A 12,014-nucleotide genomic window follows, 5' to 3' on the forward strand; every position below is an offset into this window, starting at 1 on the left:
AGCCGCCTTGCTGGCCGTAACCCTGGTCGTACCCGCCGGGCTGAGGCTGGCCGTAGCCCTGCTGGCCGTAACCCTGGTCGTAGCCCTGCTGGCCGTAGCCGCCCTGACCATAAGGGTCCTGGCCGGGCTGGCCCTGTCCTTGTCCGTAGCCGGGAGGCTGGCTCATGGATCGGTCTCCTGCGGTGCGAGGTGGTGCTGACCGTCGGCTGGCCGCTTTCACGTCGGGGTCGACGGACGAGCTGGTTCGGAACTGTCCGGTGTGCAGCGCCTCGGAGCGCTCCAGGGAGACTACGACGTCACCATAGGTATCCCATCCGGACTCGGCCAGGTGCGCTCGCAGGCCCTCTGCGAGTAGCTGGGTGATGCGTAGTTCATCCTGCTCGTCGCCCGCAAGACGCTCGTGGTCCTGGGCGCCGAGCAACACTTTGTAGTGGTTGGGGGCTAGCAGTCTGCCACCCGCGAGCTCGCGGATGTTGCTCTCACCCTCCCGTTGCAGTGCCTGTGCCACCTCTTGGTGCACGACACTGCCTCCGAACACGCGCGCGAAGCTGTTGCCGACCAGGCCCTCGAGCTTGCGCTCGAAGCGTTGCAGACCCATGTCGACTCCTTCCGCTCGGACGGGCTCCCACCCCGATCGTATCCGGGCGCGGGGACGCCTACAGGGGGCGATTAGGAACCTGGTTTGGACGCGTGCTAGTGTTCTCAACGTCTCCAGGGGCAAGTGGCGGAATGGCAGACGCGCACGGTTCAGGTCCGTGTGTCCGAAAGGACGTGGGGGTTCAACTCCCCCCTTGCCCATCGAAAGACAGAAGGAACCCCTCTCGCGGAATCGCGAGGGGGGTTCTTTCGTTGATCGGCAGGATCGGATTCGTTGATCCAACAGGTGATGTCTGTCACTCGTTCGGGGGGCGAGCATGTGGGCGCTGGCAGCGGCCGACTTCGGTGCGGAGCTGGAGGTCGTGGAGCTGCCGCGGCCCGAGCCGGGGCCGGGTGAGCTCGCCGTGCGGCTCCTCGCCGCGAGCGTGAACCCGTTCGACCGGAAAGTCGTCGGTGGAATGTTCCGCGGCTCGGCGGAACACCGCTTCCCGCTGGTTCCCGGAACCGATGGTGCGGGAGTGGTGGAAGGGTCCGGGGAGAGAATTTTCGGAACGTTCTTCCACAAGCCCGTCGGCGTCGGCACCTATGCCGAGTACGTCACAGTTCCGGAGGGCAACGCGCTCGCCCCGATCCCGGACGGGCTCGACCCCGCCGTCGCCGCCGCGCTGCCGACCGCCGGGATGACGGCGCTGCAGTTGGTCGAGGCGCTCGGGGACGCGAGGAGCGTCCTGGTCGTCGGTGCGTCCGGCGGCGTGGGGTCGTTCACCGTCCAGCTCGCCGAGGCGGCAGGCAAGCGGGTGATCCCGATCCGCCGTGGCGACTCTCTCGTCGAGGCCGACGCGCTCATCGACCTCGTGAGCACCGACCGCTCGTCGTTCGAGGCGAACGCGCGCTACGCGCCGCTGGCGTTCAACACCAACTACGTCTCCGCCGACCCGTCGCAGAACTTCGGCATGAAGGGATCGCGGGAGGACCTGGAGCGGCTCGCCGCGATGGTGCTGGCCGGCGAGCTGGAGGTGCCGATCGCCCGCCGCGTGCCGTTGCGCGAGGCGGCCGATGTTTTCGCTGGTCGAGGTCCGGGTAAGACAGTGATCGTCATGCAGGTGGTCGTTCTGGCGCGGTGAACGGTCGGCGAACGGTGCCGCCCACCACCGTGCGGTGAATTGCAGCCACGCGTGATGCACCCGGTTCGACCAGGGCTTTTGGTACGTCCATCCGGCGCAGCGTCACCCAGACGGCAGCACCGTAGGACCGAACTCCCCGCGGCCTGCTTCGACCGGTCACCGACCGGTCGGCGCCGTCGATCGCAGGGGGCCCTGTGACCCGGGAGCGGGCCGCGTGCTTGCTGCTACTCATTATCCGGAGCACGAGTCGAAACGCGGCGGATCGCCCGCCGCGGGTGACGAGGAGGCACTGGCGTGAGCAGCACCCCAGCAAGGATCGCGGCCCTCGACAGCTCGAACGGTCTGTCGACGACCCCGGTCCCGGTCCCGGAACTGCCCGCGTCCGTCGAGGAGCTGGCGGCAGCGGCGGCGATCCGCCTGGGCTGGCAGGGTGTCGCCCTCCCCGAGATGGTGCTCATGGGCCGCAAGGTCGTCGTCGTGGCCGAGCTGCTGGCCGACGCCCACGCCGAGCGCGTGTGCGTGGGTGCCGCTCCCGAGGCCGACAAGACCACCGTCTCCACGTGGGTGTGGCCGGAGATGGAAGGCCGCGTCCCGCCCGCCGCCGTCCGCATCGTCGGCGTCCTGGCCGTCGCCCGCCACTGGCGCACCGCGCTCGCGTCCGCGGTTCCCTTCGCCCGCTACGGCAACGCCGCGGCCGTCCTGCCGGAGTCCGTCGCGTTCTCGCACGACTACCTGGCGAACTGCCTGCCCCGTGTCCGCCGCTACGGCGTCTCGGTGCTGCTGGCCGACGACGAGAAGGACCTCTCGGTCGACGTGACCGGCCGCCAGGAGAGCGTCCCCGCCGAGGACACCGCCATCACCCGTTGGGTGAACGAGCTCGTCTACGCGCAGGTGCTGGCCACCGCTTCCTGATCTACCGTCGGACCATGCGAGTAGTCGTAGCCGGCGGACACGGGCAGATCGCGCTGCTTCTGGAGCAGCAGCTGGCCACCCGTGGGGACGCCGCCACAGCTCTGGTCCGCAACCCCGATCATTTCAGCGATGTGCAGTCCGCCGGAGCTGTTCCGGTGCTGTGCGACCTGGAGTCCGCCGACCTGGACTCGGTCGCCTCCTACCTGAACGGTGCCGACGCGGCGGTGTTCGCCGCCGGCGCCGGGGCGGGTTCGGGAGCAGCCCGCAAGGACACAGTGGACTACGGGGCAGCCGCCCTGTTCGCCTCCGCCGCCGTCGAGGCGGGGGTGCGGAGGTTCGTGCAGGTGTCCTCGGTGGGCATCGAGGCAGCCGACTCGCCGGACGTGCCGGAGGACTTCGCCGCGTACCTCAAGGCGAAGAAGCTCGCGGAGGACGACCTGAGGCCGCGCGACCTCGACTGGACGATCCTGCGGCCGGGTCAGCTGGTGAACGACCCGCCCACCGGCCTGGTCACGCTGGCCGCACCGAAGCTGCCGAGGGGGTCCGTCACGCGAGCGGACGTCGCCGCGGTGATCGCGGAGCTGCTCAACGCTCCCGGCACGATCGGCAAGACGCTGGAGCTGACGAACGGCGAGACGCCGGTCGCCGAGGCCGTACACGCGATTCTCTGAGCAAGCTTCCAGCAGCACTGTCCGCAACCCCCCACCCCGCTCACCCCTCTCGTCCGTTTCCCGCCGGGAACGCGGGGGCCCTACGTACCTTCCACTAGTACGCGGGGCCCCCGCGTACTAAAGCCACGTCACGCAGAGGAGGCGGCGACCGCTGGTCGGATGACACGCGGACGGGTGGGCGGGGAGCGGTGGACAGAGCCTCTGGCGCGACGCTCAGGCACACTCGCGGGACGGGCTAAGCGCCGAGCACGCGCTCCAGGTAGGCGTTGCCGAACGTGCGGCCGGGGTCGACCTCGTCGCGCACCCGCAGGAAGTCGTCGAAGTGCGGGTACAGCGGGCGCAGCTCGGTCGCGGTCAGGTCGTGCATCTTGCCCCAGTGCGGGCGTCCGCCGACGGACGCGGCGATGCGCGCGTAGGCGTCGAAGAACGCCTTGTAGGGCATGCCGAGCGCCTGGTGCATCGAGATGTACGCGGTGTCGCGGCCGTTCGCCGTCGACAGCCAGATGTCGTCCGCCTGTGCCACGCGCACCTCGCACGGCACGATCAGCGCGTCGCGGTCGCCCATCTTGTTCGCGACGGCGCGCAGCTCGGCGATGACGTCCAGGAGCGACTCGCGGGGGATCGAGAACTCGGTCTCGGTGAACCGGACGCGCCGCGGCGTCACGAAGACGTTGTGCGAGTAGTCCGAATAGGACCGTTCGGAGATCAGTGCGCCGCAGAGCTCGTTGAGGCGCCTGGTGTGGCGGGGGAAGGTCTTCGCCACCTTGCACACCGCGCCGAACGCGGCGTTCTCCATCACCTCGTACTCCCACGTCTGCCGCAGCTTCGACAGCGGGCGCGCGGGTTCGCCGATCCTGTTGTTGCGCTTGAGGATCACGCGGTCGGAGTGGGTGAACCAGTGGAACTCGACGTGGTCCTCGACGGCGCACAGGTCGTCGAACTGCTCCAGGACGGCGTCGAGGCGGCCCGGTCCTTCCCAGGCGTGCAGCACGAACGACGGCACGCAGCGCAGCGTCACGGTGCTGATCACGCCGAGCGCGCCGAGGCCGACGCGGGCGGCGTCGAAGAGGTCGGGGCGTTCGGAACGGGAGCAGGTGGCGATCGAACCGTCGGCGAGGACCAGCTCCAGCGACTCGATCGCGGTGGCGAGGACGCCGAGCTTCGCGCCGGTGCCGTGGGTGGAGGTGGAGAGGGCGCCGGCCACGGTCTGGGCGTCGATGTCGCCGAGGTTCGGCATGGCGAGGCCGAGGCGGTGCAGGTCGGCGTTGAGGACGTGCAGGGGAGTGCCGGAGCGGACCGTCACCAGGCCGGTCTCGGTGTCCGCGCGGACGATGCCCGTCCAGCGGTCGAGGTCGATGGCGGTCTCGGGGGCCACGGCGATGTCGTTGAACGAGTGGCCGCTGCCGCGCACCCGAACCCGGCCGCCCGAGGTGACGGCGGCGGAGATCTCGTCCGCGCCTGCCGGGTGGAGGACGCGCTTGGGGGTGCAGGACGCCGTCTTGGCCCAGTTCGTCCACACGCGAACCTCCGGAGAAAGGTGTGACCTGCGAGTAACGTAAGTGAAAGCTCTTCACGTTTCAAGGGTTCACGACGTACCGTCAGACCATGCGCAGAACCCGACTCGACGCCGCGACGAAGGACCTGGATCCTCCGTTCGCGATAGTCGACCTCGCCGCCTTCGACCACAACGCGGCGGACCTCGCCCGTCGTGCCGCCGGCCACCCGATCCGGGTGGCGAGCAAGTCGATCCGCGTGCGCGACCTGGTGTGCCGGGCGCTCGAACGCCCCGGGTTCGCCGGGGTCATGTGCTACTCGCTCGCCGAGGCGCTGTGGCTGTCCGAGCAGAACGTCAGCGAGGACCTGCTCGTCGCCTACCCGACCGCCGACCGCGCCGCGCTGCAGAAGCTCGCCGCGAACGAGGTCGCCCGGCAGCGCGTCACGATCATGGTGGACTCGCTGGAGCACCTCGACCTCGTCGACGCGGCGATCGGCCCGCACGCCGACATCCGGGTCTGCCTGGAGCTCGACGTGTCGTGGCGGCCGTTGCCGGGTGTCCACATCGGCCCGCGCCGCTCGTCGGTCCACACCGTGTCGCAGGCCCGCTCGCTCGCCGCGGACATCACCCGCCGCTCCGGCTTCCGGCTCGTCGGGGTCATGGCCTACGAGGGCCAGATCGCGGGACTCGGCGACAACCCGCCGGGACAGCCGTTCCGCGCGCTCGGCATCCGGTTCATCCAGGGCAGGTCCGGCCCGGAGCTGATCGAACGGCGCACGGCCGTCGTCGCCGCTGTCCGTCAGGTCGCCGACCTGGAGTTCGTCAACGGCGGCGGCACCGGCAGCCTGGAGCTGACCGCGACCGACCCGTCCGTCACCGAGCTGGCGGCGGGCAGCGGCCTGTTCGGACCGACGCTCTTCGACGCCTACCAGTCGTTCAAGCCGGACCCGGCCGCGCTGTTCGCGCTACCGGTCGTGCGCAAGCCGACCAAGCGCACCGCGACGCTGTTCGCCGGTGGCTACATCGCGTCCGGCACGCCCACGCCCGACCGCCAGCCGTCGCCGTACCTGCCGGAGGGCCTGAAGACGCTCGGCCTGGAGGGTGCGGGCGAGGTGCAGACGCCGGTCACCGGCAAGGCCGCCGAGCAGCTCAAGATCGGTGACAGGGTCTGGATGAGGCACGCCAAGGCGGGGGAGCTGTTCGAACGCTTCGACGAGGTGCACCTGGTGCGGGGGGACCGGATCGAACGCACGGTGCCCACCTACCGCGGTGAGCGCCGCAACTTCGGCTAGGCCGGGAGGCGTGACGACAGGTAGCCCCTGACCAGCGCCTTCGCTTCGCCCAGGATCGCGGGGTCGCCGTTGGGGTTGTTGCGGAACGCCATCTTGAGCACGGCGTCCGCCGCCTCGACGGCGATCGCGATCGGCAGGCCGACCTCGCCCATCGGGATGCCGAACTTCTCCGCGATCAGCTCGGCGATCTTGTCCGAGATGACGGCGTTGTTGTCGCGGCGGTCGTCGAGCAGGCGCATGTCCACGACGTCGCCGAAGTGCAGCTTCCCGAACGCGGGGATCTCGCGGTGCATCGTCACGTAGACGTCGAACACCGTGTCCACGGCGTCCCACCAGTGCTCGAGGGTCGCCTGCTCGAGCTTCGTGGTGATGCCCTGGGAGAACCTGTCGACGTTGCGCAGGGTCAGCGCCTGCACGACGGCTCTCTTGTCGGGGAAGAACTGGTACAGCGAACCGACCGCCACACCCGCCCTCTCCGCGATGAGCGTCGTGGTGACGCCGTCGTAGCCCACCTCGTCGATGAGGGTCGCGCACGCCTCGAGCATGCGCTCGACTCTTTTGGCGCTGCGCTGCTGAACGGGCTGACGGCGAAGGGGGGTGGTGCTCGTCACGGCGACTCCCAGTGGTTCGGGTTCTTCCATCTTGCCTGCTGCACGGCGCTTTCACTTCCCTGAACCAGCGAACACGCCTACGATCCGAACAAGTTTCACATTTGGAGGGTCGATGAGCGGCTTCCTGTGGGGAGTGTCCACGTCCGCGTTCCAGATCGAGGGCGCGTTCGACGCCGGCGGCCGCGGCCCCTCCGTGTGGGACGAGTTCACTCCGGTACACGACAACGACAACGCTTCCGTTGCGTGCGACCACTACCACCGGTGGCGTGAGGACGTCGCGCTCATGACGCGGCTCGGCGTGAACGCGTACCGGTTCTCGATCGCGTGGCCGAGGATCCAGCCCACCGGCAAGGGACCCGCCAACACCGAAGGGCTCGACTTCTACGACCGCCTCGTGGACGCGCTGGTGGAAGCGGGCATCGCTCCGGTCGTCACGTTGTACCACTGGGACACGCCGCTCGCCCTGGAAGAGGAGGGCGGCTGGCTCGGCAGGGACATCGCCGACCGGTTCGCCGACTACACCGCGCTCGTCGCCGACCGTCTGGCCGACCGGGTCGAGATGTGGATCCCGGTCAACGAACCCGCGATGGTGACGTTGCAGGGCTACGCGATCGGCGAGCACGCCCCCGGCAAGACGCTGCTCTTCGACGCGTTGCCCACCGCGCACCACCTCAACCTCGCCCACGGCCGCGCCGTCGAGGTGCTCCGCGGTCACGGCGCGCGGGCGGTGGGCACGGCCAACAACCACACGCCAGCGTGGCCCGCGACCCCCGGTGACGTAGCAGCCGCCGAGTCGTACAGCGAAATCCACAACTGGTTGTACGCGGACCCACTTCTGTCGGGCCGATATCCCGACGCAGTCGCCGACCTGCTGCCGGTCCAGGACGGTGACCTGCGGGTCATCCACCAGCCGCTCGACTTCTACGGCGTCAACTACTACAACCCCACGCGGCTCAAGGCGCCGTCCGAGGGCAACCCGCTGCCGTTCGAGCTGGTGGAGATCGACGAGTTCCCGCGCACCGGGTTCGGCTGGCCGGTCGTGCCCGCCGGGCTGACCGAGGTCATCTCGTCGCTGCGCGAGCGGCACCCGGACCTGCCACCGGTGTACGTGACCGAGAGCGGATGCAGCTTCCCGGACGAGGTCCACGACACCGACCGCGTCGCCTACCTCGACGAACACCTCAAGGCCGCGCGGGCGGCCGGTGCCGCCGGGTACTTCGTGTGGTCGCTGCTCGACAACTTCGAGTGGGAGGCCGGGTACTCGCAGCGCTTCGGCCTGGTCCACGTCGACTACGAGACGCAGGTCCGCACGCCGCGCGACTCGTTCCACTGGTACCGCAAGGTGATCAGAGGTGAGTGAGGCGCTGGCCGAACCGGTCGTCCGGGTCCGGCGGGGCTGGATGGCCTGGCTGTTCGTCGCGAACCTGGGGCTGTGGCTCGCGCTCTACGCGCCGATCCAGGTGCTGCTGCCGCAGCAGGCCGAGCTGCTCGACAAGGCGAACAAGGAGCTGGTCTTCGGCATCGTCACCGGTGTCGGCGCCCTGGTCTCGCTGCTGGTCGTGCCGTTGATCGGGTTCCTGAGCGACCGCACCACGTCCCGGTTCGGCCGCCGCCACCCGTGGACCGTCGGCGGTGCCGCCGTCGGCGCGGTGGGGCTGGGCGTGCTCGCCAACGCGCCGTCCGTGCTGGTCATGACCATCGGCTGGTGTCTCGTGCAGGCGGGCATCGGCGGGATGCTCGCCGCGCTCACCTCCGCGGTGCCCGACCGGGTGCCCGTCGCGCAGCGGGCGCAGGTCGGCGGACTCATCGGCATCAGCCAGATGCTCGGCACGGTGATGGGTGCCGTCGTGGTGACGTTGCTGGTCAGCGGCCTGTCCGCCGGGTACCTGGCGTGCGCGGTCATCGTGGTGACCGGCGCGCTGTTCTTCGTCTTCCGGACGCCGGACACGCGGCTCGTCGCGAAGCCGGTCACGCCGACGTTCTGGATCTCGCCGCGTGAGCACCCCGACTTCGCCTGGGCGTGGTGCGGTCATCTCATGATCAACCTCGGCAACGCGCTCGGGACGCTCTACCTCCTCTTCTTCCTCGGCGACGTCGTCCACCACCCGTCTCCTGAGGACGGTCTGCTGGTGCTGATGGCGCTCTACGGTGTCGCGCTCGCCGCAGGAGCGGTGCTGTTCGGCGCACGGAGCGACCGGACCGGACGGCGCAAGCCGTACGTCCACCTCGCCGCGGCGGTGATGGCGCTCGCCGCGTTGCTGCTGGTCGTGTGGCCCACGTGGACGAGCGCCCTGGTCGCCGCGCCACTGCTCGGCGTCGGCTTCGGCATCTACTGGGCCGTCGCGATCGCACTGCTCACCCAGGTGCTGCCGACCGCGACCGACCGGGCGAAAGACCTGGGCGTGCTCAACGTCGCCAACGCGTTGCCGCAGGTCATCGCTCCCTTGCTGGCCGCGGTGATCTTGGCCAACCTGGGGGGCTACCGCGGTCTGTTCGCGGTCTCGGCGCTGGCGACGACGCTGGCGGCGGTGTTGATGAGTCGAGTGCGATCGGTGGTCTGATGGAACTGGCGGGCAAGAAGGTCGTGGTCACGGGGGCGTCGCAGGGGATCGGGGCGGACACCGCGGTCCGGTTCGCCGGGCACGGTGCGCACGTCCACCTCGTGGCCAGGAGCGCCGAGCTGCTCGACCAGCAGGTCAAGCGGATCAAGGACGCCGGCGGCTCGGCGTCGGCGCACGTGGCGGACCTCGCGGACGCCGAACAGATCCGTGCGCTCGCCGAAGAGGTGCCCGCCCCCGACGTGCTGGTCAACAACGCGGGCGTCGGCCGCTGGCTGTTCCTCGACGACACCTCCGCCGACGAGCTGCGGCTGATGACCGCGGTGCCGTACGTGGCGGCGTTGCTGCTGACCAGGGAGTACCTGGGCGCCATGCGGACGCGCGGTTCCGGCTGGATCGTCAACGTCAACTCGCCGGTGTCCCGCCTGGCGATCCCCGGCTGCGCCGGCTACCAGTCGGCGCGCTGGGCGCTGCGCGGCCTGACCGCCTCGCTGCGGCAGGACCTGCGGGGGACCGGCGTCGGCGTGAGCGAGGTCGTGCCCGGCAAGGTCTCCAGCGAGTACTTCACCAACAACCCCGGCGCGGAGGAGCGGATCCCGGCGGTCGCCCGGCTGATGATCCCGACCGTCACGCCCGAGCGGTGCGCGAAGGCGATCGTCGACGCCGTGGTGAAGGAACGTGCCGAGCACCTGTTCCCGTGGCAGCTCAAGGCGTTCGAGGTCTCCGGCCGGCTCTTCCCCGGCCTCACCTCGTACCTGGCCTGGAAGACCGGCACGCACCGCTGACCACCCGTTCGGGGCAAGCACGCGGGGCGCTTTCGTGCGCTCTACGAGTACGCGGGGGCCCCGCGTACTAAAAAAGGGGCGCGTGGGGAGCGGAATGGAATCGGCCCTCGCCTGCGCGGGAGGTGCAGACAAGGGCCGAGGTTGGTGACCGCGGACCGGTGCCGGTCGGGGAGGGAAGGTGCACGCCACCGGCCCGCGGGAATCTGTGGAGTTGGGTGAGCTGACCGGGGCCCGCGATGTCGCGGTCGGGGGTTCGCGCATCGCGGGCCACCGGTCAGTAGGCGGTTTGCAGACCTGGTCGTGTCGGGGGGACGCCAGGTCGGTCGCAAACGCCCGTTAGTGGGCTCGAGCCACCGCGCGGCGGGACCTGGTGACAGGAGGGGTCACCGGAGCCTCGCGCAGGTGGCGAGCCGGGCGCGGGGCGAGACCGCCCGCGACCAGGTGTTCGTACGCGGCGCGCCACACCGAGCACGGCGACTTCTGCTGGCGCCAACGGCCGGAGCACTCGGGGCAGTTGCCCTTCTCGTCCGGCTCGTGCGCTGCCAGCAGAGCACGCCATCCCTCGGTCAGCCGAGGGAGCTCGGATCGAGCCACCGACAGCAGGGACGGGGCGTCAGCGCGGCTCGCCAGCTCCGTGAGCAGGTCGAGGCGTTCCCACACAGCGTTGCGAAGAACCTGTCCGAGGATCGCGTCCATCGAAACGTCACCGTCACCTTTCCGCCTGGTCGGCGGCTTCGCGTAGCGCGGCCCTGAGCTGTACGAGCTGGTCGTAGGACAAGACTGCCGTCTCACCGGGGGGTCCGACCAGTACCACTTGGCCCTGAACCACCTTGACGGTGAGCTGGCGGTCCCGGTCGACCACGTCGCCGCAGCTGATCTGCCACGTCCGACGCTGCCCGGTCGTGCCGCGCCATGTGGAGTCGGTGTCACCCGTCTCCACAATGGAGGTGGAGTACGTGGAGGAGCTGTCCATCTGATCGACCGTTCCTCTCCGTGCTCACTCGCTTACCGGACTCCAGATTGCGATGATTCATGTCGGAACGGGACGTCACAGCGCTGACCGGTGGGACTCTTACGGTGAGCGGTAAGCGGTGTTCGGCAGGGCCGATCAGCCTCGCCGAAGAGGACTTCTCGGGCTCGGGGACCTGCCCCTAGTCTGCCGATGACGCCCAACGGACTGTGAGGGTGCGCGATGAACACCATGAGCTCCCAGGGCTCTCCTATTCCCGCCGAGGTGTGGGACCAGCAGGAGATGCGGGACGCGTTGGCTCGGCGGGAGATCAGCTCGGTGTACCGGCTGCTCCGCCGCCACGGCGTGTCCCAGCGCCAGATCGCGGCGCTCACCGGGCAGTCGCAGTCCGAGGTCTCGGAGATCCTCAAGGGACGTCAGGTCATGGCCTACGACGTCCTGACGAGGATCGCCATGGGCCTGGGTGTCCCACGTGGATACATGGGTCTCGCCTATGACGAGACAACGGCAGTACGGGTGGCCGCGACCGCGGACTCACCCCATCCTGAGGAGGACGAGTCGGTGAAGCGTCGGAAGTTCCTCGCGCACGCCGCCGCCGTGACAGTGGGCGCGGCCGTGTTCGGAGCGGACTCCGGGTCGTGGGTCTCCCACCCCACACAGACTCCGGCTCCGGGCCGCATCGGCATGACCGATGTGCGCCAGGTCGAGGCGGCGACGCGAGCGTTGCGCGCCCTCGACTACCAGTACGGCGGCGGTTCGTGCCGCGACGCCGTGGTCGCCCAGCTGTCCTGGGGACAGCAGATGCTCGGTGCGAGCTCGACGGACATCGTGCGCCAGCGCCTCTACGTCGCGCTGGCCGACCTGCACAACCTCGCCGGCTGGACGTCGTTCGACACGGGCCTGATGGACTCCGCCCGCAACCACTTCGGCCAGGCGCTCGACCTCGCCAAGCAGGGCGAGAACGAGGCGCTGATGGCGAACATCCTCTACCGCATGGGC

Annotated in this window: 13 protein-coding genes and 1 tRNA gene; 9 read left to right on the forward strand and 5 right to left on the reverse strand. The window is 69.7% G+C overall.

All coding sequences use genetic code 11. The annotated features are described in order from the left end of the window. Positions 1-598 (reverse strand): DUF3662 domain-containing protein (locus BLT23_RS39640; RefSeq protein ID WP_143036227.1); only part of this gene is annotated, 598 nt, incomplete at its 3' end. 117 nt (positions 599-715) lie between these two features. Here BLT23_RS39640 and BLT23_RS39645 point away from each other — a divergent pair. From BLT23_RS39645 to BLT23_RS39660, 4 genes are all read left to right on the forward strand, one after another. Next, a tRNA-Leu gene (locus BLT23_RS39645) sits at positions 716-798 on the forward strand. 116 nt (positions 799-914) lie between these two features. Then, the gene (locus tag BLT23_RS39650) at positions 915-1,721 is read left to right on the forward strand and encodes an NADP-dependent oxidoreductase (RefSeq protein WP_090060565.1); all 807 of its coding nucleotides are present in this window, start codon (positions 915-917) and stop codon (positions 1,719-1,721) included. A gap of 294 nt (positions 1,722-2,015) precedes the next feature. Further along, positions 2,016-2,633, forward strand: a complete 618-nt coding sequence (locus BLT23_RS39655; RefSeq protein WP_090060566.1) for a hypothetical protein — start codon at positions 2,016-2,018, stop codon at positions 2,631-2,633. Positions 2,634-2,647: 14 nt separating this feature from the next. Beyond that, a complete protein-coding gene (locus BLT23_RS39660; RefSeq protein WP_090060568.1) occupies positions 2,648-3,304 on the forward strand; it encodes an NAD(P)H-binding protein in 657 nt (218 codons plus the stop codon). A 235-nt stretch (positions 3,305-3,539) separates the two neighbouring features. On the opposite strand, the gene BLT23_RS39665 is transcribed toward BLT23_RS39660, so the two are convergent. Continuing rightward, the gene (locus tag BLT23_RS39665; protein WP_090060570.1) at positions 3,540-4,823 is read right to left on the reverse strand and encodes a D-arabinono-1,4-lactone oxidase; all 1,284 of its coding nucleotides are present in this window, start codon (positions 4,821-4,823) and stop codon (positions 3,540-3,542) included. An 86-nt stretch (positions 4,824-4,909) separates the two neighbouring features. On the opposite strand from BLT23_RS39665, the gene BLT23_RS39670 reads away from it, so the two are divergent. Then, a complete protein-coding gene (locus tag BLT23_RS39670; protein ID WP_090060572.1) occupies positions 4,910-6,091 on the forward strand; it encodes an amino acid deaminase/aldolase in 1,182 nt (393 codons plus the stop codon). Here BLT23_RS39670 and BLT23_RS39675 read toward each other — a convergent pair. Further along, the gene (locus tag BLT23_RS39675) at positions 6,088-6,732 is read right to left on the reverse strand and encodes a TetR/AcrR family transcriptional regulator (protein WP_218134018.1); all 645 of its coding nucleotides are present in this window, start codon (positions 6,730-6,732) and stop codon (positions 6,088-6,090) included. The two genes, BLT23_RS39670 and BLT23_RS39675, sit on opposite strands and share 4 nt — an antisense overlap. 82 nt (positions 6,733-6,814) lie before the next feature. Here BLT23_RS39675 and BLT23_RS39680 point away from each other — a divergent pair, with 82 nt between their 5' ends. From BLT23_RS39680 to BLT23_RS39690, 3 genes are read left to right on the forward strand one after another with little or no spacing between them, the layout of a single operon-like run. Continuing rightward, positions 6,815-8,062 carry a GH1 family beta-glucosidase gene (locus BLT23_RS39680; protein WP_090060576.1) on the forward strand — a complete coding sequence of 416 codons (1,248 nt, stop codon included), beginning with the start codon at positions 6,815-6,817 and terminating at the stop codon, positions 8,060-8,062. Between the two features lie 40 nt (positions 8,063-8,102). Further along, entirely contained in the window at positions 8,103-9,263 is a 1,161-nt protein-coding gene (locus BLT23_RS39685) for an MFS transporter (RefSeq protein ID WP_090060580.1), read from the forward strand. Beyond that, positions 9,263-10,045 (forward strand): SDR family NAD(P)-dependent oxidoreductase, encoded by a 783-nt coding sequence (locus tag BLT23_RS39690; protein ID WP_090060578.1) that lies wholly within the window; start codon positions 9,263-9,265, stop codon positions 10,043-10,045. Before BLT23_RS39685 ends, BLT23_RS39690 begins: the two co-directional genes overlap by 1 nt. Before the next feature lie 336 nt (positions 10,046-10,381). On the opposite strand, the gene BLT23_RS39695 is transcribed toward BLT23_RS39690, so the two are convergent. Continuing rightward, the gene (locus BLT23_RS39695) at positions 10,382-10,741 is read right to left on the reverse strand and encodes a hypothetical protein (RefSeq protein ID WP_030480258.1); all 360 of its coding nucleotides are present in this window, start codon (positions 10,739-10,741) and stop codon (positions 10,382-10,384) included. A 13-nt stretch (positions 10,742-10,754) separates the two neighbouring features. Next, on the reverse strand, positions 10,755-11,018 hold the full coding sequence (locus BLT23_RS39700) for a hypothetical protein (protein WP_245744603.1): 264 nt from the start codon (positions 11,016-11,018) through the stop codon (positions 10,755-10,757). 219 nt (positions 11,019-11,237) lie between these two features. Here BLT23_RS39700 and BLT23_RS39705 point away from each other — a divergent pair. Further along, positions 11,238-12,014, forward strand: a 777-nt coding sequence (locus BLT23_RS39705; protein ID WP_245744604.1) for a helix-turn-helix domain-containing protein, incomplete at its 3' end; no start/stop codon positions are given.

The sequence above is a fragment of the Lentzea fradiae genome (assembly GCF_900100955.1).
GTDB classification, from domain to species: Bacteria; Actinomycetota; Actinomycetes; order Mycobacteriales; family Pseudonocardiaceae; genus Lentzea; species Lentzea fradiae.